Annotated in this window: 18 protein-coding genes; 9 read left to right on the forward strand and 9 right to left on the reverse strand. The window is 62.1% G+C overall.

Translation table 11 applies throughout. The annotated features are described in order from the left end of the window. Nucleotides 1-481: 481 nt before the first annotated feature. From GG26_RS10070 to GG26_RS10085, 4 genes are all read right to left on the reverse strand, one after another. Nucleotides 482-826, reverse strand: a complete 345-nt coding sequence (locus tag GG26_RS10070) for an ArsR/SmtB family transcription factor (RefSeq protein ID WP_011429997.1) — start codon at nt 824-826, stop codon at nt 482-484. Between the two features lie 131 nt (nt 827-957). Then, the gene (locus tag GG26_RS10075) at nt 958-1,245 is read right to left on the reverse strand and encodes an antibiotic biosynthesis monooxygenase family protein (RefSeq protein WP_011429996.1); all 288 of its coding nucleotides are present in this window, start codon (nt 1,243-1,245) and stop codon (nt 958-960) included. A 28-nt stretch (nt 1,246-1,273) separates the two neighbouring features. Next, complete coding sequence (locus tag GG26_RS10080; RefSeq protein ID WP_011429995.1) at nt 1,274-2,020, reverse strand: phosphoadenylyl-sulfate reductase; 747 nt, start codon at nt 2,018-2,020, stop codon at nt 1,274-1,276. 75 nt (nt 2,021-2,095) lie between these two features. Further along, nucleotides 2,096-3,019 carry a metallophosphoesterase family protein gene (locus tag GG26_RS10085; protein WP_011429994.1) on the reverse strand — a complete coding sequence of 308 codons (924 nt, stop codon included), beginning with the start codon at nt 3,017-3,019 and terminating at the stop codon, nt 2,096-2,098. A gap of 263 nt (nt 3,020-3,282) precedes the next feature. Here GG26_RS10085 and GG26_RS10090 point away from each other — a divergent pair, with 263 nt between their 5' ends. Both GG26_RS10090 and recJ read left to right on the forward strand, forming a co-directional pair. Further along, complete coding sequence (locus tag GG26_RS10090; RefSeq protein WP_083759159.1) at nt 3,283-3,450, forward strand: hypothetical protein; 168 nt, start codon at nt 3,283-3,285, stop codon at nt 3,448-3,450. Between the two features lie 113 nt (nt 3,451-3,563). Then, entirely contained in the window at nt 3,564-5,792 is a 2,229-nt protein-coding gene (gene recJ / locus GG26_RS10095) for a single-stranded-DNA-specific exonuclease RecJ (RefSeq protein WP_414390358.1), read from the forward strand. 22 nt (nt 5,793-5,814) lie between these two features. On the opposite strand, the gene GG26_RS10100 is transcribed toward recJ, so the two are convergent. Continuing rightward, the gene (locus GG26_RS10100; RefSeq protein WP_041438224.1) at nt 5,815-6,129 is read right to left on the reverse strand and encodes a hypothetical protein; all 315 of its coding nucleotides are present in this window, start codon (nt 6,127-6,129) and stop codon (nt 5,815-5,817) included. 512 nt (nt 6,130-6,641) lie between these two features. Here GG26_RS10100 and GG26_RS10105 point away from each other — a divergent pair. Together GG26_RS10105 and GG26_RS10110 are read left to right on the forward strand one after the other, a co-directional pair. Further along, nucleotides 6,642-7,133 carry a cytochrome c oxidase assembly factor Coa1 family protein gene (locus GG26_RS10105; RefSeq protein ID WP_011429990.1) on the forward strand — a complete coding sequence of 164 codons (492 nt, stop codon included), beginning with the start codon at nt 6,642-6,644 and terminating at the stop codon, nt 7,131-7,133. Nucleotides 7,134-7,213: 80 nt separating this feature from the next. Continuing rightward, entirely contained in the window at nt 7,214-8,734 is a 1,521-nt protein-coding gene (locus tag GG26_RS10110) for a YcjF family protein (RefSeq protein ID WP_011429989.1), read from the forward strand. Here GG26_RS10110 and GG26_RS10115 read toward each other — a convergent pair. Next, on the reverse strand, nt 8,731-9,054 hold the full coding sequence (locus GG26_RS10115; protein WP_011429988.1) for a hypothetical protein: 324 nt from the start codon (nt 9,052-9,054) through the stop codon (nt 8,731-8,733). The two genes, GG26_RS10110 and GG26_RS10115, sit on opposite strands and share 4 nt — an antisense overlap. A 144-nt stretch (nt 9,055-9,198) precedes the next feature. On the opposite strand from GG26_RS10115, the gene rpsN reads away from it, so the two are divergent. The 4 genes from rpsN to GG26_RS10135 all read left to right on the forward strand — a co-directional run bounded on the left by rpsN (nt 9,199) and on the right by GG26_RS10135 (nt 12,325). After that, nucleotides 9,199-9,504 (forward strand): 30S ribosomal protein S14, encoded by a 306-nt coding sequence (gene rpsN, locus GG26_RS10120; RefSeq protein WP_011429986.1) that lies wholly within the window; start codon nt 9,199-9,201, stop codon nt 9,502-9,504. 239 nt (nt 9,505-9,743) lie between these two features. Next, nucleotides 9,744-10,376, forward strand: a complete 633-nt coding sequence (locus tag GG26_RS10125) for a ribonuclease D (protein WP_414390361.1) — start codon at nt 9,744-9,746, stop codon at nt 10,374-10,376. 274 nt (nt 10,377-10,650) lie between these two features. Next, nucleotides 10,651-11,487: an ABC transporter ATP-binding protein gene (locus GG26_RS10130; RefSeq protein WP_414390364.1), complete on the forward strand. Its 837-nt coding sequence runs from the start codon at nt 10,651-10,653 to the stop codon at nt 11,485-11,487. Nucleotides 11,488-11,551: 64 nt separating this feature from the next. After that, nucleotides 11,552-12,325, forward strand: coding sequence for an ABC transporter permease (locus tag GG26_RS10135; RefSeq protein ID WP_414390367.1), 774 nt, complete (start codon nt 11,552-11,554; stop codon nt 12,323-12,325). A gap of 33 nt (nt 12,326-12,358) precedes the next feature. On the opposite strand, the gene ald is transcribed toward GG26_RS10135, so the two are convergent. From ald to GG26_RS10150, 3 genes are all read right to left on the reverse strand, one after another. Continuing rightward, the gene (ald, locus tag GG26_RS10140) at nt 12,359-13,447 is read right to left on the reverse strand and encodes an alanine dehydrogenase (RefSeq protein WP_414390369.1); all 1,089 of its coding nucleotides are present in this window, start codon (nt 13,445-13,447) and stop codon (nt 12,359-12,361) included. 588 nt (nt 13,448-14,035) lie between these two features. Beyond that, the gene (locus GG26_RS10145) at nt 14,036-15,166 is read right to left on the reverse strand and encodes an LptF/LptG family permease (RefSeq protein WP_011429983.1); all 1,131 of its coding nucleotides are present in this window, start codon (nt 15,164-15,166) and stop codon (nt 14,036-14,038) included. A 188-nt stretch (nt 15,167-15,354) separates the two neighbouring features. Then, nucleotides 15,355-16,572, reverse strand: a complete 1,218-nt coding sequence (locus tag GG26_RS10150; protein ID WP_011429982.1) for a pentapeptide repeat-containing protein — start codon at nt 16,570-16,572, stop codon at nt 15,355-15,357. 163 nt (nt 16,573-16,735) lie between these two features. Between GG26_RS10150 and GG26_RS10155 the strand changes: the two genes are divergently transcribed. Further along, nucleotides 16,736-18,526: a DUF1565 domain-containing protein gene (locus tag GG26_RS10155; RefSeq protein WP_414390372.1), complete on the forward strand. Its 1,791-nt coding sequence runs from the start codon at nt 16,736-16,738 to the stop codon at nt 18,524-18,526. The last annotated feature ends 62 nt before the right edge of the window (nt 18,527-18,588 follow it).

The following is an 18,588-nucleotide window of genomic DNA, read 5'->3' on the forward strand; positions in this document are numbered from 1 at the left end:
AGTTGGTTTGCTAAGTGCTGCTATTGTACCCCTTGAGCCCTTAACAGGCTGTACCTAATTATGGTGAAAAACCCGACGGGTGGAGACCCTCTGGGCTGAGGCGAATGCTGCCGCCAACCTGCTTAAGAAAGTCAGCAGAACCTTGGGGCTTTGCGTTAAGGAACTGTCTAGAGGCGCTTTGACAACGCCGTTGCGGGTTCTTTTGTGGACTGCGTAAGAATCCCCCGCCTTTAGGCGGTGGGAGTGTCAAGGTAGCTGTTCGCCGAGAGTGTCGGCAGACGGCTTCTCAGATGCGGAAACTTCTGGTCAGGTTTCACCAAGACAGGGTGGGGGGTGAATCTGAGGAGGAAGTATCTGCTGAGGCAGTTTGAGATTCCTTCACGTCAGCGGGCCGTAGGCCCTGTAGCGGGGGTTGTGGCGTCCCCCCCCCAGGGCTAGGGCGGCAGGGCAAGCAACCTGCGCCTCAATCGAGGATAAATACCTAGGGATCCTCCGCACAGGGAACGGCAACCTCAGAGGGCGCAGCTTGTCCTAGGCTATCCAAAAAATGCTGCAAGAGCTGAAAGCGAGGTGGGTTGAGGCTGTAGTAGATCCAGCGCCCCTGCTGGCGAGCGTTGACCAACTGCGCATCTCGCAAGGTCTTTAAGTGAAACGAGAGCTTGGATTGGCTTACCTGCAGCTTTTCGCAGAGATCGCAAACGCACAGCTCCCGCCCACGCAACAGTTGCAGCGCGCGCAGGCGAATCGGATCGGAGAGAGCGTGAAATCCCTCCCGTACCTGCTCACACAGCAAATCCTCCTCTACCTTGGCCAACCACGAAACCATCCTTCGACTAGGGTAGCAAGAGCTTTGCGCTCCCGTCGGCAAGCACTCCCCCCACCCCAGTTGCTCCTGGACTGGGAAGGCCGCCATTGCTTTGCAGCACCAGCGCGACCCTAGGCTCGCGCTGCCTCTGATCAGGTCAACCCCGGCAGCAGTTGGTAATGCAACACCTGCGGTGGCCGAGCAAAGTAGGGCTCGAGGAGGGCGCGCCAGCGGACAAAGTTTTCCGATTGGCGGAAGTTAACCAAATGGGCCTCCAGGGATCCCCAGTGTACCAGCAACAGGTATTGCTGAGGGTGCTCTAAACAGCGCTGCAGTTGGTGCTGCCGATAGCCATCGGTCTGTTGTAGGTAGACAAAGGCTTGCGCGATGGCAGCCTCAAAAGCGGCTTCAGAGCCGGGGCTGACTTCAAACTGAGCCACCTCATAGGACAGGCGAAGGGTTCATAGGCTAGGTGTGCAGGCCGCACTCGGTTTTGGCTGTGCCCTTCCAGCGGCCAGAGCGGGGATCCGCTCCCGGCTCCACCGGCGCCGTGCAGTGGATGCAGCCGATGCTGGGATAGTTGCGGTCGTGGAGGGGGTTGTAAGGGATCCCGTGGTCGAGGATGTACTTCCAGACTTGGCCGTTTGTCCAGTCGGCGAGCGGGTTGAGCTTGAGGCGGTTGCGCTTGCCATCCCACTGCACCTTGCCGATATCGGCGCGGGTGGGGGATTGCTCGCGGCGCATCCCCGTAATCCAGGTGGTGCAGTTGGCCAGGGCGCGATTCAGGGGCTCTACCTTGCGGAGGCTGCAGCAGAGGTCAGGGTTGGTGCGGTACAGCTCCGGCTCATATTGCGCCGCCTGCTCTTCGGGGGTGAGCAGCGGTTTGAAGATCTCCAGCTGCAAATGGGGGTAACGGGCCAACACCTGCTGCTGCAGTTGCAGGGTTTCCGGGAAGTGAAAATCGGTATCCAGGAAAAAGGCGCGCACCTGGGGGCGAATGGCCGTGAGCAGATCGATGAGAACCAGATCTTCCGGTCCAAAGCTGCAGGCCAGCACCAGCCCGTCCCCAAACTCCGCAACGGCCCAGGCCAGCAGGTCGCTCGCCGACAAAGGCTCAAATCGCTCGCTCAGAGAAGCTACCTGCGGCTGATACTGCTCTCGTAACGCCTGAGCCGCCAGCTCCCAGTGGCCGGAGGAAGAAAGGGTTGCAGTCATAGGGGGAAGACATCGAATCCAAGGCTCTTTGCCTTTTTAATCTACACTAATTCGGTCAAGGTTTAGGATTTTTGGCTACTGGGCAACGGCGGGCAGGGATCGAGATCCTTTGGCCCGCAGGGGGATTTGTCCCCAGCGATCCCGCCGAACTCCCATGACCAGGCCATGCCAGAGAGGTCTGGGATCCGGCTCCGGCAGGTGAACCCAGTGGTAGCGCAACACCCCTCGCCGTGGGTTGACGTCCAACTCAAACACGCGCAGAGCGGAGACCGGCCCCACCAGAGGCGGCGCTGTCAGGTAGGGGATTCCGTCCTGCACATAGACCTTCGGCACGTGCAGATGTCCACTCAACACTGCCACCACCCGCCCGTGGTCGGCCAAGAGGGTATGCAGAGCTACAGCTTGCTCGCTGCGAAGCCGGTACTTGCGGAACAAAACCGCATCCATTTGGGTGGGGGAGATAAAGGGAGGCTGATGGATGAGCAGGATCAGCCATTCCTCCGGCACCGCTTGTAGATGTTCGCCTAGCCAGCGCAGTTGCGCGGGGCGCAGCACGCCCTGGGGCAGAGGGAACTGGCCCAGGCTGGCATCGAGGGCAATCAAGCGGATCCCAGGCAGGGGGGAAAGGCTGTAATCGACATAGCCTGTGGGGGCAAGGGGCAACGGAAATTGACGTTGGCACCAGCGGATAAATTGCTCCCGGTTGAAGCGCCCCTCCCTCCCCAAGGTGTCGATATCGTGGTTGCCGAGGCTGAGGTAGTAGGGCACCCGCAGTTGGGCGAGGATCTCCTGGAACACCTCAAAGCTCTCCGGATCGGCTTGATCCACCAAATCGCCGGTGAACACCACAAAGTCCAGATCCGGCACTTGGTTGAGATGGGCAACGGCAGCTTCCAACTGGCGGCGGGGGGAATCGGACATCCACCAGCAGCGGCACCCTGTCTCCGGCATTAGGTGAACATCTGAGACTTGGGCAAAGCAAATCCTTTGGGTGGCCATCACCTAGGTACTTATTCACACCTCACGCCCGCATCATAGTCAATAACCGGCTAGAGGGCTATGGGCTTCTCTTAACCTCAGCCAGGATACCCTCACCCCCAGCCCCTCTCCCTTTGGGAGAGGGGAGTTGTGGTTGCTGCGATTTGGAATCGTCACAAATGAGTCTGATTCTTGTTCCGGCGCCGCTGCCGAGCAACTGCTAGGGTATAGCAACACGGATCTTCGACAAGAGGATCCCTCAGTTCAAGCAAGGAGAAAAAATCATGTCTGCTACCACCCTTGTTCGTTGCGCCTGTGACCACTGCAACTGCAGCTTCGAAAGCAGCCAAGGCTATCGCTACGAAGGCCAACTCTACTGCAGCCAAGCCTGTGCCACCCATGACCACGCCCACCCCTCCCCTTGCTGCGTGGCCTCTCACTGCTGTCAATAGCAGGTTGGCAGGGATCGCTCACCCCGGCTTTTGCTTTCCGGGATCCCAAGCTGCTTTTCTCCCTGAGCAGTTTTTGATAGGCTCCCAGGGAGTTTTATTCCTGTCGAGCTTGCATGGAATACCGCTGGGATCTGCTGCCCACCCCGCCTCAATTTGATCCGGAGCTGAGCCGAGAGTACGGCAAGTATGCGGCCAAGGTGCTGGCTCTGCGGGGGTTGCACAGCCGAGAACAGGCGCGGGCTTTTGTCGATCCTAATCAGTATTCTCCCACGCCAGCGGGATCCCTGCCGGATCTGGAGCGGGCGGTGGCGCGGCTGTTGCAGGCAAGAAAAAGAGGAGAAACCCTCTGCATTTGGGGAGACTTCGACTGCGATGGCGTTACCGCCACCAGCCTCTTGCTCTCGGCGCTACAAACCTTGGGCTTCCGAGTCCAGTTCACTCTACCGCTGCGCAGCACCGAAGGGCATGGCTTGAACCCTCAGCGGCTGCAGCAGGTGCTGGATCAAGGCTGCCAGGTGCTCCTGACGGTGGATTGCGGCATAGGCAATGCTGCCGAGATTGCTCTGGCCCAAGCCCAAGGGGTGGACGTGATCGTGACGGATCACCACGCCCTGCCGGATCCCTTGCCCCCTGCCTATGCGGTGGTCAACCCGCTGCGCCTGCCAGAGGAACACCCGCTGCGCTTTCTGCCGGGGGTGGGGGTGGCCTACAAGCTGGCGGAGGCCCTCTACCAAGCGCTGGGGATCCCTGGTGTAGAAGAGTACCTGGATCTGGTGGCGGTGGGGATCGTGGCCGATGTGGCGGTGTTGCAGCGGGAGTGCCGCTACCTGGTGCAGCGGGGCCTGCCCGTGCTGGCCAACACCCAGCGTCCGGGGCTGCGGGCTCTTTTGGATTGGGTGAGCAACAGCCAATCCTCAGGAACGCCGACAGCCCAGGACATCGCCTTTCGCCTTGCCCCCAAGCTGAACGCCATTGGTCGCTGGGACGATGCCAGCCTAGCGGTGGAGCTGTTGACCACCTCGGATCCGCAGCGGGCCCAGACGCTGGTGGAGCATTTCGTTGCCCTCAATGAGGAGTGTCGGCAACTCACCCAACAGGTTCTGCAAGAGGCCAGCCAACAGGTGGAGAGCTTGGATCTGGCGCGGGAGCGGGCAATTGTTTTGGCCGGAAGCGGCTGGAATCCGGGGGTTTTGGGGATCGCCGCGGCGCGCTTGGCGGAGCAGTACGGTTGCCCGACGGTGTTGATTGCCAAAGACGAGAGGACGGGACGGGGCTATGGTTCGGGCCGCTCGATTCCGGGGGTGAACCTGGTGGAGGCCATCGAGGCTGTGCGTCCCCTCTTGCTGGGGGGAGGCGGCCACCCCATGGCCGCTGGGATCCAAGTGGATCTGTCCTGCCTGGCCGCCGTACAACTGGCTTTGCGGCGGGAGCTGGCCGCGCGGGTCGGCCCGGATCGCCAAGCTCGCGCCTTGGCGGTGGAGATTGTTATCGATTGGGAGCGGTTGGCCTCTCAGGGCCGGGATGGGGTGGCAGAGCTGGACGAGGTGTATCGGCAGTTGCAGCTTCTGCAGCCCTTTGGCCACGGCAACCCCAACCCTGTCGTAGCCTTGATGAACGTTCGCCGCGGCAGCGTCAGGCTGAGGGCTTCCCAGAATGGCCGCCACCTGAAGTTTGAGCTGGGATCCCGTGCCCTCTGGTTTTGGGAAGCCGGCGAAGAGCTGGAGCGGTGGCAAGCATGCCAGGCCTTGGACATCGCCCTGCAGTTGGAAGCCGAGCAGCCCTGGCAGGGCAAAGTGCTGGCGGTGCGCCCCTCTGGCGACTGGCAGGCGCCCACCGTTTCCGCCCCCAGCCTTCGGATCCAGGATTACCGGCAACGCCCCCTGCCGGATTCCCTCCAAGAAGTCTTCCGCTACGATGGGCAGGCCCTTCCTCTCGAGCAAGACTTCCTCCCGTCGGCAAAAACAGCTCTGCTGCTGGCCCGCTGGCCCTGGCTGCCGGCAAATCTAGCCCAACTGCTGCAGCAGGTGCAGCCGCAAACGCTGATCCTGGCCGCTTCTGGTCATCACTGGAAGCGCCTCCCCCACCAAATCGCCCGACTCCAGGAATTGGGGCGGACGGGACAATGGGATCCCCATGTCCTGGCGGCGACAACCGGCTTGCCCTGGCAGTGGCTGGCGGAATTGGAGGGGCCGGAGCAGATCCCAACACGGCTGCTGGGCCGCATTCAAGAATCCCAAGCTTTTCACCGCTGGCTGGACGAAGCCAGCCCCACCCAGATCGCCCAGCTCTGTCAGCGGCTGCTGCGACCGGATCCCCTGCCGGCAGTTGTTTCTCCGAAGTAGAAGACGCCCCCCGGCACCACCATCAGCCAACTTTGGGATTGCGCACTACGCTTAGCCCTGCCGGCTGGAGTTGTGCCTCTTCGGCTCTGTCGGGCAGCGGGCGCAAGGGAGGGCCAAAGCGGCCAACGGCTATGGTGTTGTGCAAAGCCGGGATCCGGCGGATGGATCCCTGGCGTAGGCAGCGGTGCAGGCGGCGCAGCAGGAAGAGGTCAGCCTCGGAGCAATCCTCTTGGAAGACTTTGACGTTAAGTTCGTGTTCCTGAGCAGCGGTAAGCAGACCGGTCATCATGGCAGTTTGAATAATTTGCTGCACAATCGTGCTTTTGATCTCGCTCATGGTGGGGATGCTCTTGGATTGAGACTTTTCGCTGGTTTCATTCTCGGCAAGACCCTCTGAAATGGACTCCGCCGAATGGCGGATTGGATATACGCACTTTGCCGGCTTTTTCGCTGCCCAAGATCCCGGGCCTTTCACGGGTTTATAAGCTTCGACTTTGCTCAGATCCCATGCGGAGAGAAACCTAGGATCGGCGATGCGTTAGACTTTCACGTCTAACTCGAAGCCGGAGCAGCAATTGGATACTTAGGGATCCCATTGATGGGGCAGTGCAAAATTAAACTTGCAAATGGCTTGTCTGAACTTGCTTAACTTGGCCGACATCCTATTTTTTCGAGCCACTGTCTGTAGTAATACGGAAACGAAGAGGCCTTGCAACTACCGACAAATGGCGTAGGCCTGTCCAGACTTTACTTTCTGCAATCCCTGCCAAGGGAGAGCTGGCTCCCCCCTCAGGGGGCAGCGCAGCTGTTCTGTGTTAGTTTGGGGGCGTCCTACTTCTGCGATTGGCTGTGTCGGAAAGCCCCCAAAAAGTCGGCTGTGCCGCCCCTTTGGGCTGCTGTGGATGCGGCTGTCTGGGCCTGCTGGCGGTGCTGGGCTTGGGGCTGGCGGGGGCAGGGATCCTGGTCTGGAATGGGATCCGGGCTTCAGGCGCCTATCGCACCTACCAGTTGGCGGTGGAGCGGCTCGAACAGACTGCGGTGGTGGTGGAGCGGCTGGGGGATCCCCTGCGTCCGGGCTGGCCCTCGCGGCTGCGCTTTCAAGAGGATGAGCAAGCCGGCTGGGCCTGTCTGTCCTTTTTGATCACGGGATCCCGGCGCACCGGCGAGGTGGCTGTGGAGTCGGAGCGGGGGGTGGCCGGCTCAGCCTGGCAGTTGCGCCATCTGCAGGTGAAAGTGGATGGGGATCCACAGGCCATACAGATCCTGAAAGGGGAGGGGGGATCCCGCTGTGAACAAGAGGAGCCGGCTGCAGGGGCAGTGCTGCCGACAGGCGAGATCTGAGTAGTTGGACATGCTTAGCCGCGGGTAAAGTCAAAAGGACTCCGTCCCGCTGACGCGAACGGTTGTGGCCCTGGATCCCTATGCGAACAGTTCCCTATCTGCGCTTGCTGCTGCTGTTGGCGCTGTTGGCCTCGTTCGCGGGCCTGATCGTCTGGCTGATCCAATCGTTTTTGGATCTGTACTACGCCACCCGCTACCACCCGATTTTGGGGGGGCTGTTGATCGGGGTGCTGGTGTTGCTGCTGCTGGTGTTTTTGGCCGCTTCCATCTACTACTTGTTTCTGTTCCGCCCCGCCCCTAAAACCGAGAGGCTTCCCAGGCCAGCTCCCCCGGCAACTCCTGCCGAGAAGTGGGAGGCAGCCCGGCGCAACCTGGCGCAACTAGAAGCTCAGATGGCGCAGATCCAGGATCAGGTGGCGCGGGCGGCGCTGGCGGAACGGTCGGCCCGGCTGGCCCAACAGTTGGCCCAGCCGCAACTGAAGGTGGTGGTTTTCGGCACCGGATCGGCGGGCAAAACCTCGCTGGTGAACGCGCTGCTGGGGCGGCGGGTGGGGGCGGTGGGGGCAACGCTGGGCACCACGCAGGCGGTGGCGGTTTACGATTGGGACCTGCCCGGGATCCCCCACCCGGTGCAGATCGTGGACTGTCCGGGCATTTTGGAGATCGGGCCGGCAGGGGCGATGCGGGAAGAGGAGGCGCAGGCCCAGGCCCAAGCTGCCGATCTGCTGCTGGTGGTGGTGGACGGGGATCTGCGCCGGTCGGAGGTGGATCCCTTGCGTCGGTTGATCGCCCTGGGCAAGCGGGCTCTGCTGGTGCTCAACAAAATCGACCGTTACACCCCCGAAGAACGGCGGCTCCTGCTGCAACGGCTGCGGGAACGGGTTTACCCCTTGATCCAACCGGAAGATGTGCTGCCGGCCGCCGCTGCTCCAGCCCCTGTACAGGTGGGATCCCAAACCTGGCAGCCGGAACCGGAGGTGGCGGCGGTGCGGGATCGCGTCCAGGCGGTGCTCTACGCCGAGGGGGGATCCCTGGCGTTGGACAATGCCCTGCTGCAATCCCAGCAACTGGGCGAAGAGGCCAAGCGGATCATCCAGGCGCAGTTGCGCCGCCAGGCGGAGGAGGTGATCGACCGCTTTCAGTGGATCGTGACCGGCGTGGTCTTTGCCAACCCCATCCCGGCGCTGGATCTGCTGGCCATTGCCGCCATCAACGCCCAGATGGTGGTGGAGCTGGGATCCCTCTACGGCTGCAAGATGAACCTGCAGCAGGGGCGGGAGCTGGCCCTGTCGCTGGCCAAGACCCTGGCCGGCCTGGGGCTGGTGGAGGGGGCGCTCCAACTGACCACCGGGCTCCTGGCCACCGTGGCTGAGGTGAGCGTGGTTGGCTTTTTGGCGACAGCCCCCATCCAGGCGGCCAGCGCCGGCTATCTCACCCGCATTGCCGGCAAAAGCTTCATCGAGTATTTCCAGCGCAACCAAAGCTGGGGGGAAGGGGGGATGCAGGCAGTGGTCAAGGCCCAGGTGGAGAGCGCCCAAAAATCGGGCTGGCTCAAGGAGTTTGTCCGCCAGGCCTCAGAACGGGTTTTTCGCCTGCGCTAGTCCTTGTTGGTGGCCTCGACAGCAATGTCCGTCGGCATGAAGGCCAGCTCCATCTGCGCCACGTAGTCGGCGTAGCTGAGGGCGGGCACATCGTCCCATTCCGCCAGGCCGTGCATCCGCTTCGACCACTCGATAAAGGGGGCAGGGTAGGCGTAGGTCAAGCTGGGATCCGCCAGCACCTCTTTGGGCAGCGGCGGAACCGACTTGAGCACGGCCAGCAACGCCGGCGGTCTGTAAATGACCACGCGGGCGGCTTCGATCTGCTCCGGGGAAACCTTGAACTTGGCAGCGATGAACGAAATTACTTTGGAAAGGGCCATCCCCCACCCTCAACTTGGCCTGTACAGCTAGATCGCCGCAAGGGCAAGCAGTCGACCACGGGAATCCCACCGGGGATCCCTTGCTGCAGATTGTTGTTGCCCGCTATCCTAGTAAAGCCGAAAAATTGGGGAAACAGGTGAGCCGTGGCTAAAAAAAGCATGATCGAGCGGGAGAAAAAGCGCCAACGCTTGGTCGAAAAATACCGGGAGAAGCGCCAACAACTCAAGGCGGCCATGGCCGATCCCAACATCGACCAGGCCACCCGCATGGAGCTGCACGCCCAACTGCAAAAACTCCCTCGGGCCAGCTCGCCCACCCGCCTGCGCAACCGCTGCTGGAAAACCGGGCGTCCCCGGGGTTACTTCCGCGATTTCGGCCTGTGCCGCAACAGCCTGCGGGAAATGGCCCACCGCGGCCTGCTGCCGGGCGTGGTCAAGGCAAGCTGGTAGAGCCAAGCTTGCCAGCCGCTGGTTACAACCCCGCCCGCAGGAGCGGAGCGTTGCGAGCGAAAACCAGGCTGCTGGCCGTCTCAGTCGAGGGGAGGGCATCTCCTGTCTCCGAGGGGGGTGGAGTTTGCTCAGGGCTGGTCGGCCAGCGGCGCTGGTTGAGATGTCAAAAACTTTTGTCTTCAGGCGAGGGAAGTATCTCAGCCGGGCGGCTGCTCTCGCCAAGTTAGCGAGGGATCCCTGTGGCCCTAGAGCCTTTCCAGATCTGCGACGAAGATCTCACCCCCGAAGTGGCAGAGGCGCTGGCCGGGGAAACCCTCTTGGCTGTGGACACCGAAACAATGGGGCTGATCCCACAGCGGGACAGGCTCTGTGTGGTGCAAATAGCCAACGCTGCCGGCGAGGTGGTGCTGCTGCGGCTGAGCCGCGGCGTGAAGCAGGCCCCCCATTTGGCGCGGCTGCTGACGGATCCCAACATCGAAAAGATCTTCCATTACGCCCGTTTTGACCTGGCCATGCTGCGCTACCACTTGGGGATCCAGGCCTGGCCGGTCTTCTGCACCAAAATTGCCAGCAAGCTGGCCCGCACCTACACCAGCAAGCACAGCCTGAAGGACGTGGTGGGCGAGCTGTGCGGGGTGGAGCTGAATAAAACTGCCCAGAGCTCCGACTGGGGAAACGTCCAGGCCCTCTCGCCGGAGCAGTTGGAGTACGCGGCCAACGATGTTCGTTACTTGATCCCGGTGCGCCACAAGTTGGCGGAGATGTTACGGCGGGAAGAACGCTGGGAGTTGGCGCAGCAGTGTTTCCAACATTTGCCTACTTTGGTAGAGCTGGATCTGTTGGGCTTCAGTAACGTCTTCGAACATCAGTAGGCGGGGCTTTACTTGATAGACAGTCACTGTCTTCGATGACCGGGCCCTCGGGGATCCCACATCTCCTGAAGCTGAACATGGGGGGACCTCACCGGCCCACAAAGTATCTGGCAACACAGCTGGCTGCCCCTCTCTCTGATGTAGTGGGGATGGGGTTGGCCATACCAATCGAGATAAACCGGCCTGCAACCCTCATTGCTCCCGCCATCATCTGTCTGGATCAGGGGGATCAGCCCTCACTTGGGCCACTATGAAAATCATTGGAGTTGAGTCAATGTTGGAGTCGCAGAGGGTAGTTCAAAGTGGGTTATCTTCCCCCGCTGTTTCGGGCAAGCCCGTTCTGGAGTTGCGCCACGTCTCGCTGCAGTACCCCACCAAGGGATCCCCAATCACGATCATCCGCGACGTCAGCTTTTCTGTTGCCCACTCGGAGTTTGTCTCCATTGTTGGGCCGAGCGGCTGTGGCAAGACTTCTCTTTTGAAGATGATGGCCGGCCTGAACACTGACCATGGCGGCACCCTCTACTTTCAGTTGCAGCCCATCGCCGGCCCCCTGAAGAGTGTGGGCATGGCCTTTCAAAACCCGGTGCTGCTGCCCTGGCGCACAACCCTGGAGAACGTGTTGCTGCCGTTGGAGGTGGTGGAGCCCTACAAGCGCACCTTCAAGCAAAACCTGGCCCAGCACGAGAAGTCGGCGCTGGAGCTGCTGGCCACCGTGGGCTTGGAGGGTTTTCAGAAAGCCTATCCTTGGCAGCTTTCCGGGGGAATGCGGCAGCGGGCTTCCTTGTGCCGCGCTTTGATCCATCAGCCGGAGCTGCTGCTGTTGGACGAACCTTTTGCTGCTCTGGATGCCTTGACCCGCGAGGATATGTGGGAAATGTTGCAGCGGCTGTGGCTGCGCACCGGCTGCACCGCCATTTTGATCACTCACGATTTGCGGGAGGCGGTTTTCCTCTCCGATACCATTTATGTGATGGGGCCACGACCGAGCGAGATCATCTTTTCCCTCAAAGTGGATCTGCCCCGTCCACGCCCGCTGGAGATCTGCCTGACGGACGAGTTTCACCACTTGGTCTCGGAAGTGCGCAAGCACATTCGGCGCAGCTATTAGGCTAAACAGCCATTGGCCTAGTCAAGCCTGGATAGACTACTGCCCAACTCTGCCGAGGGATCCCATGAAAAAATCATTTGACCGATTTTTGCAGACCAAAGCGGCTTCTGTTATTTTACCTGCTGCCACCATCGTTTTGACCATTGTGCTCTGGCAGGTGGGGGTGGGGCTGTTCAATGTTCCTCGCTTCATTCTGCCGGCGCCCACCCAGATCCTCGCAGCCATGAACCAGTGGAGCCCGGTGATTCTGCGTCACTCCCTAACCACCCTCACTTCGACGCTGCTGGCCTTTGCGCTGGCTTTGGTGGGGGGGATATTGCTGGGATCGATCATCGGCAGCTCCCGCCTGGCCCATCTGTGTTTGTACCCGCTGCTGGTGGGGTTTAACACCATCCCAAAGGTGGCTTTGGTGCCACTGCTGGCGATTTGGTTTGGCTTGGGCACGATCCCGGCGGTGATCACGGCCTTTTTGCTGGCCTTTTTCCCCATTGCAGTCAATGTGGCGGTGGGGCTGGAGACGGTGGAAGCCGAGATGCGAGATGTGCTGCGCTCGCTGGGGGCCAGCTCTTGGGAGATCTTCACCAAGGTGGGGCTACCCCACAGCATGCCCTACCTGTTTGCCTCGTTGAAAGTGGCCATCTCCTTTGCTTTTGTCGGCTCGGTGATCTCGGAGACGGTGGCTTCCAACCAGGGGCTGGGCTACCTGATCGTGTCGGCCAGTTCTTCTTTTGATGTGCCTTTGGCCTTTGCGGGTTTGGTTGCCCTCGGCATTATGGGCATTTTGCTCTACACCTTTTTTGCGGCTCTGGAGCGCTATGTCCTGTCCTGGCGACAGTAGCATCTCTCCCCAGGGAGCCAACCCCTGCCTGAGCTAGCCCAGGTCTGGAAAGGTGGCTCGCACCGCCGGGTGGATGAGCTTGCCGCCGCAGAGGTTGAGCCCCTTGGCCAGGGCCGGGTCCTGCTCCAAGGCGGCGCTCAAGCCGAGGTTGGCCAACTTGAAGATGTAAGGGAGGGTGGCGTTGACCAGCGCCTGGGTCGAGGTCCAGGGGACGGCCCCCGGCATGTTGGGAACCCCGTAGTGCAAGACTCCATAGGCTTCGTAAACCGGCTGGGCATGGGTGGTGGCCTTGGTGGTGGCGATGCACCCCCCCTGATCCACGGCCACATCCACGATCAAAGAGCGGGGCCGCATCTGGGCCACCAGCTCTTCCTTCACCAAAACCGGGGCGCGTCTGCCCGGCACCAACACCGCTCCCACCACCAGGTCGGCCTCGCGGACACATTCCTCGATGCTTTGGGCGGTGCTGTAGAGCAGCTCCACCCGCGAGCCGAAGATCAGCTCCAGCTCGTTGAGGCGCTGCAGGTTGATGTCCAAAATCTGCACCCGCGCCCCCAGGCCAACGGCCATCTTGGCCGCCTCGGTGCCCACCGTGCCCCCGCCCAGGATCACCACCCGCCCCGGCGGCACGCCTGGGATCCCGCCCAGCAGCACGCCTCGCCCTCCCTGCTGGCGAGTCAGGTAGTGGGCGCCCAATTGCACCGACAGCCGCCCGGCAATCATGCTCATGGGCATCAAGAGGGGCAGGGATCCATCGGCCAGCTCCACCGTCTCGTAGGCCAGGCAGGTGGCCCCCGAACGCAGCAGGGCCTGAGTCAGCTCGCGGCTGGCCGCCAGGTGCAAATAGGTAAACAGGATCAGATCCGGGTGGAGCAGGGGATACTCGGCGGGCAGGGGCTCTTTGACCTTCACCACCAACTGCTGCCGGTAGATCTCCTCAGGGGTGGCGGCCAGCTTGGCCCCCGCTTTTTGGTAGTCTTCGTCGCTAAAGCCCGCCCCCTGGCCAGCTTGGGTCTCCACCCACACCTGGTGCCCCTGCTCCGTCAGAGCCCGCACCGCCGCCGGCGTCAGGCCAACGCGAAACTCCTGCTCCTTGATCTCTTTGGGCACACCAATGCGCATAGGGATCCCCACAGGGCTGTCTTCCAGTCTAGACAGACCAGCGCTGGGATGGGATCCCTGGCCGACGGGGGGCGGCAGGAATTGTAAAGTTTTGTGCGCAATCTGTCGGGGCGAGCCGTTGTTAGCTTTCCCCTGGCAACACCAGGCTTTAAGAGGAATCTAGAACTGCTTGCCCAAATTGACCCAAAAACGTGACATAATGCCCTCAAAACAGCGAATTTCCCGACTTGCGCTTATCCGGCGAAGCAGTGTTAATATCTGTTTCGGGAAGTCTCCGTACTCCCTCGCAAACGCACCTTGAAAACCTTATGGATTCAGCCTTTTCCGGGGGTAGGGTTGATCCCTACCTTTTCCCCGCAAGGGGACGGAAACTGTGTCCTCAATGTTTGCGCACAAGTTGTACGCTTCTCCCAGTTGATCCCTACCTTTTCCCCGCAAGGGGACGGAAACACCTCAGTTGGACCAAACAGCCTTTGCCATCCGGTTTCACGGAGTTGATCCCTACCTTTTCCCCGCAAGGGGACGGAAACTATAGGGATCCGGTGGATCCCTGGTTAGGCCGGGGGTTGCTCTGCCCAGAAGGGATCCCTAGCGCAGGAAGCGGGCCAACAGCAGCAGGCCGAGGCCGCCGAAGAGGATGTTGAAGCTCCAGGCTGCCGCCCAGGGGGGAAGGGCTCCTGCTTCGCCCAGGCTGCGAGACACACTCAGCACCACGTAGTAGGCAAACACCAACAGGATCCCGAAGACGACACCCCCATAGCGGCCCACCCGCCGCGCAGTGGTGGATCCCAGGGGAAGGGAGATCAAGACGGCAAAAAAGCTGGCCAAGGGCAGGGAAAAGCGCATGTGGAACTCGGTGCGCAGGGGCTGGGTATTGAGGTTGGAGCGGGCCAGGCGGGAGATGCGCTCCGCCAGCTCCGGCAGGCTCAGCTCGTTGGGCGGAACCGGCGGCTGCATCAGGGCGGCCAGATCTTGGGAGACCTCTAGCGGCTTGCGGTCGAAGGGCTCTTCGGCCAGGCTGAGGCCGTCAGGGCCGTAGCGGTGGGTCACCCCTTCGCTGAGGGTCCAGTCCAGGCCATTCCACACCGCCTGGGCCGCCAGGGTCACCTCTGCCAACTGGTACTTGCCCCCCGGCAAGGGATCCACCTGCAAGATGGTGACATCCTGCATGGTGTTCAGCCGCGGATCCACCTGGCGGATGAAAAACCAGAGGTTGTCTTCCGTCCCGCCAACGCGGGCGGTTCTGAAAAAGACGTCGTATTGCACCGGGGTGGTGGCCCGGGCCAGGAGCGCCTGCTGGTCGATCTGGCGGATTTCTCGTTTGCTGGCCGGCAGGAGCACGTTGCTGATCCAAAAAGCGCTCAGGCTCATGAGCAGACCCACCAGCAACAGGGGACGAAAAATGCGCGTAAACGGGATCCCGGCTGCCCGCATGGCGGTAATCTCGCTGTTGCCGCTCAGCTTGCCCAAGGTGAGCATGGTGGCAAAAAAAGCGGCGATGGGCATGCCCAGCAGCACCATCTCCGGCAGATCCAAAATGAGAAGGCGCAACACCGTCAGGGGCGGCACGGATCCCTCGACCAGCCGCTCGGCCAAGGTAAAGAGCCGGCCTGCCAAAAGCAGCAGGGTTCCCCCAGCTATACCGGCCAGCACCGGCGTGAGCATCTGCCCAAACAGGTAGCGCTCCAGCAGCCAGAACTTGGTGAGCAAGCGGGCCATGTCCAACAATTGAGGGATTGGGGCTATTTCAGGCTAGCTTGAACGGTTCTCCGGCAGGCCCTCACCCCCAGCCCCTCTCCCAGAGGGAGAGGGGAGCTGGGATCAACTCACAAGCTGTTTCATGGCTGTTTGCCATGACCATGGCAGCGCTGGCGTTGAACCCAGGTTTGCCGGCCATTGGCTCTGGATCAAGGCCTCCGGGAGGCCGGCGGCTCGGCAGGAGGGGGTAAGGGCTCGGTTTCGCCGCCGGGATCCAAACGGCTGGCCGAGGAGTTGAGGGGAAGCGGGGGCTCAGGATCCAGCTTGGCTCCCCAGGCGGCCAGGTAGGCTCTTTGTTCGGGGGAAAGGCGACGCACCCGGCGAAAGTCCGCGCCGGCCACGATGGCGCCGGCGTAGGCCCCGCTTTTAAAATCGGGCTTTTTTCCTGGCTGAGCCGGAGAAGCCGTCTGCAGGGATCCCACAAACAAGAGGGCGCGGTAGAGATCGGCGCCGCGCAGGTCGGCATTGCGCAGGTTGGCCCCGCAGAGGTTGGTGTGGCTGAGGTCGCAATCCCGCAGGTTGGCTCTTTCCAGGCTGGCCTCGCTGAAGTCCACCCCCCGCAGCAGGGTGCCATGCAGGTCGGCCCCTTCCAGCATGGTGCCCAGATTCACCACCCGGATCCCGTTGAGGCGATCCCGCTGGTAGCCGCCTTTGCCGTCCAGGATGGGCCGGCCCAGGTGTTCGTCGCGGCGCAGGGGGCTAAGCAAGTTAGCGGTGGAGAGGAAGCGCAGGATCTTGGCTTTGCCAAAGCGATCCACGCCGTTGAGGAGCGCCGCCGTGCGCCCGGCCGCAATGGCCCGCTCCAGGGGCCAGTCGTCCAACTGCCCGTCAGGGGAGAGAACCAGGTTGGAGATGCCCTCGAAGTAGGCGTCGATGGTCTGCTGCTGGGTGATGATGTTCTGCTGGATGGTGAGGTCGCGGGAGATGACGTACTGCCGCCAGGCGATGTAGGCGGCCAGGAGGGCGATCAGGATCTGACCTGTAGCCCCGAACACCTCGCCCAAAGCCCCGATGGCCTCCCAGCTCAGGGATCCCAGGGCCGAGAAGGCTCCACTCCAGACCAATCCTCCCATCACCGCCAAGCCGAGAGCTGCTGCCGCCCACCCCAGGCTGGGCCAGGTGGTCAGCCACTGCCAGAGGTCGCGCCCGATCTGCACCCAGAGCGGCTGCCCCCACCAGCCGGCCAGGCCCAGCCAAGCCAGCACCGCCCCCCAGCCCAGGGCCGGCTGCCCTGCCCACTGGCCCAAGAGCAGCAGGAGGGCCGGGATCCCCAACAACAGCAGGTTGAGCAGGGGGCGCCCAGACGAGAGGGAAGCCAGCGGCAACTCTTGGGAGGAGCCTTCGCGGGCAAGGGCTTCGTCGGTCATGGCAAGGGTATACTCTAGGGGTAGCGTTGGATCTACAAAAAGAAGCCTGCATCAGTCCGTATTTGGAGTTGGGGAAGAGGGCAGGATCCTGCCTGTCAGGTTTGGTAGGATAGCCTCGACCCTCCTTCCTTCTCTGGCCCAGCCTGGTGTGGGGATGACTCCTATGATCTCTTCCTTATCGTTCATCCGTCTGCAGAAATCCGGCGAACACCAATTTACAGCAGTCCTGCCTGACTTGCGGTTGCAGCGTCACGGCTCCGCGACGCTGACGCGACTGGCCACCTCTTTGCTGTTGAGCACCAGCTTACTGCTGGCGGCAGGAAGGGATCCCAGTTGGGCGCAAACTTCCCTGGACACCGGCCTTTTGGAGAAGCAGGCCCTGCCCCAAGCGCCGCCGCTGCCGGACGACCGCCCCGCCATTTTTGTGGATGCCGCCAATGGCAGCGATACCCAAGGGGATGGATCCCGCAACAACCCCTTCAAGACCATCACCCATGCCATCAGCCGGGCGCCAGCCGGCAGCATCATCCAGCTTCTGCCGGGGGTGTACAGCGCAGAAAGCGGCGAAGTCTTCCCCATCCGCCTCAAGGCCGGCCTTATCTTGCGCGGGGACGAGTCCACCTTGGGAGAGGGCTACCTGATCGATGGCGGCGGCACCTACATGAGCCCGACCTTGGCCCGGCAAAACGTTGCCCTGCTGGCAGAGACCGGCTCAGAGGTGCGGGGGGTTACCCTGCGCAACCAGGGTCGGCGCGGCTACGCCCTCTGGGTAGAATCGGCTTCCCCGCGGATTCTCAACAACAGCTTTGTGGGCAGCATCCACGACGGCATTTTCATCGCCGGCGCCTCCAACCCCTGGATAGAAGGCAACCGCTTCTACAAAAACGGGGCCAACGGCATCTCCGTCTTGGGCACCTCCCAGCCCACCATTGTCAACAACCTCTTCCAAGAGACCGGCTTTGGCCTCACCATCGACCAGCGCTCGGCGCCGATTGTGCGCAACAACCGCATCCTGCAAAACCGCACCGGCATTGTGGTCGGCGGCAGCGCCCGTCCCATCCTGCGCAACAATCTCATTGCCCGCAACCTGGAGACTGGCCTGACAGCTATCACCACCGCCCAGCCAGATTTGGGCACGGCTTCGGATCCCGGCAACAACATCTTTGAGGGGAACGGCCAGTACGACATCCACAACGCCACCCGCGGCCTGCGCCTCAACGCCAATGGCAACCAACTGGCCGGCAAAACCAAAGGGGAGCTGGATCTGGCCGGCCAGACCACGGTGGCTGCGCTGCCCAGCAACGCCCCGCCACCCATTGCGGCAGGCGGCTTGACGCTGCCCACAACTCCGCAGGCCGAGCCTCCGGCTCCCAGCAGGGATCCCCAGCCGGCGGCGGCCTCTCCCACCTTGCCGGTGGTGACGGTGCCCCAATCGACTGCCCCCGTTCCCCCTCCTGCAGCGGGATCGGGAGGGCGCATTTTGCCCAGTGCCCCCCCTCAGCCGGCAGGCGCTCAACCCCAGGAGTTTGTTGCCGTCCCCTTCACCCCCGATGGCTCCACCACGCCTGCCCAACCGGTTGAGCCTGCTCCTGCCACTCCCGTCCGCCAGCAATCTGTGGCTCCTCTCACGGATATTACTACCCTCCTGCCACCCCCGGCTCGCCGACAAGCGGGCAGCAGCCCAACAACCCCCCCTGTTCCCGTTGCCGCGGCTCCAGAACCGGCGGTAGCCCCAGCAGAGTCGGCCACCCGCTTTCGTGTGCTGGTGACCCCCAAGGGCAGCGACGATTTGCAGCGGCTGCGGCAGCTCCTCCCCGAAGCGGTGGAGACCGTGTTCAACGGCAGGAGGGTGCTGCAGGCCGGCCTCTACGACAGCCGCAGCCAGGCCCAGTCAGTCTTGGATCGGCTGTTGGACGCCGGCTTTGACGCGGTGGCGGAGATGATCTTCCGTTGACCTCACTGCCCAGGGATCCCCCCCGGCAGGATAGGAACTCCCCAGCAGGGAATGTATGATGC

The organism is Synechococcus sp. 'PEA 65AY6A-5F PE A', assembly GCF_047462575.1.
In the GTDB taxonomy this organism is placed as follows: domain Bacteria; phylum Cyanobacteriota; class Cyanobacteriia; order Thermostichales; family Thermostichaceae; genus Thermostichus.

What these genes read in the sequence shown, in the direction of transcription:
- GG26_RS10070 (WP_011429997.1), bottom strand. Translation starts at nt 826, where the DNA reads ATGGTTTCGTGGTTGGCCAAGGTAGAGGAGGATTTGCTGTGTGAGCAG.
- GG26_RS10080 (WP_011429995.1), bottom strand. Translation starts at nt 2,020, where the DNA reads ATGACTGCAACCCTTTCTTCCTCCGGCCACTGGGAGCTGGCGGCTCAG.
- GG26_RS10085 (WP_011429994.1), bottom strand. Translation starts at nt 3,019, where the DNA reads ATGGCCACCCAAAGGATTTGCTTTGCCCAAGTCTCAGATGTTCACCTA.
- GG26_RS10090 (WP_083759159.1), top strand. Translation starts at nt 3,283, where the DNA reads ATGTCTGCTACCACCCTTGTTCGTTGCGCCTGTGACCACTGCAACTGC.
- recJ (WP_414390358.1), top strand. Translation starts at nt 3,564, where the DNA reads ATGGAATACCGCTGGGATCTGCTGCCCACCCCGCCTCAATTTGATCCG.
- GG26_RS10100 (WP_041438224.1), bottom strand. Translation starts at nt 6,129, where the DNA reads ATGAGCGAGATCAAAAGCACGATTGTGCAGCAAATTATTCAAACTGCC.
- GG26_RS10110 (WP_011429989.1), top strand. Translation starts at nt 7,214, where the DNA reads ATGCGAACAGTTCCCTATCTGCGCTTGCTGCTGCTGTTGGCGCTGTTG.
- GG26_RS10115 (WP_011429988.1), bottom strand. Translation starts at nt 9,054, where the DNA reads ATGGCCCTTTCCAAAGTAATTTCGTTCATCGCTGCCAAGTTCAAGGTT.
- GG26_RS10130 (WP_414390364.1), top strand. Translation starts at nt 10,651, where the DNA reads ATGTTGGAGTCGCAGAGGGTAGTTCAAAGTGGGTTATCTTCCCCCGCT.
- GG26_RS10135 (WP_414390367.1), top strand. Translation starts at nt 11,552, where the DNA reads ATGAAAAAATCATTTGACCGATTTTTGCAGACCAAAGCGGCTTCTGTT.
- ald (WP_414390369.1), bottom strand. Translation starts at nt 13,447, where the DNA reads ATGCGCATTGGTGTGCCCAAAGAGATCAAGGAGCAGGAGTTTCGCGTT.
- GG26_RS10145 (WP_011429983.1), bottom strand. Translation starts at nt 15,166, where the DNA reads ATGGCCCGCTTGCTCACCAAGTTCTGGCTGCTGGAGCGCTACCTGTTT.
- GG26_RS10150 (WP_011429982.1), bottom strand. Translation starts at nt 16,572, where the DNA reads ATGACCGACGAAGCCCTTGCCCGCGAAGGCTCCTCCCAAGAGTTGCCG.
- GG26_RS10155 (WP_414390372.1), top strand. Translation starts at nt 16,736, where the DNA reads ATGATCTCTTCCTTATCGTTCATCCGTCTGCAGAAATCCGGCGAACAC.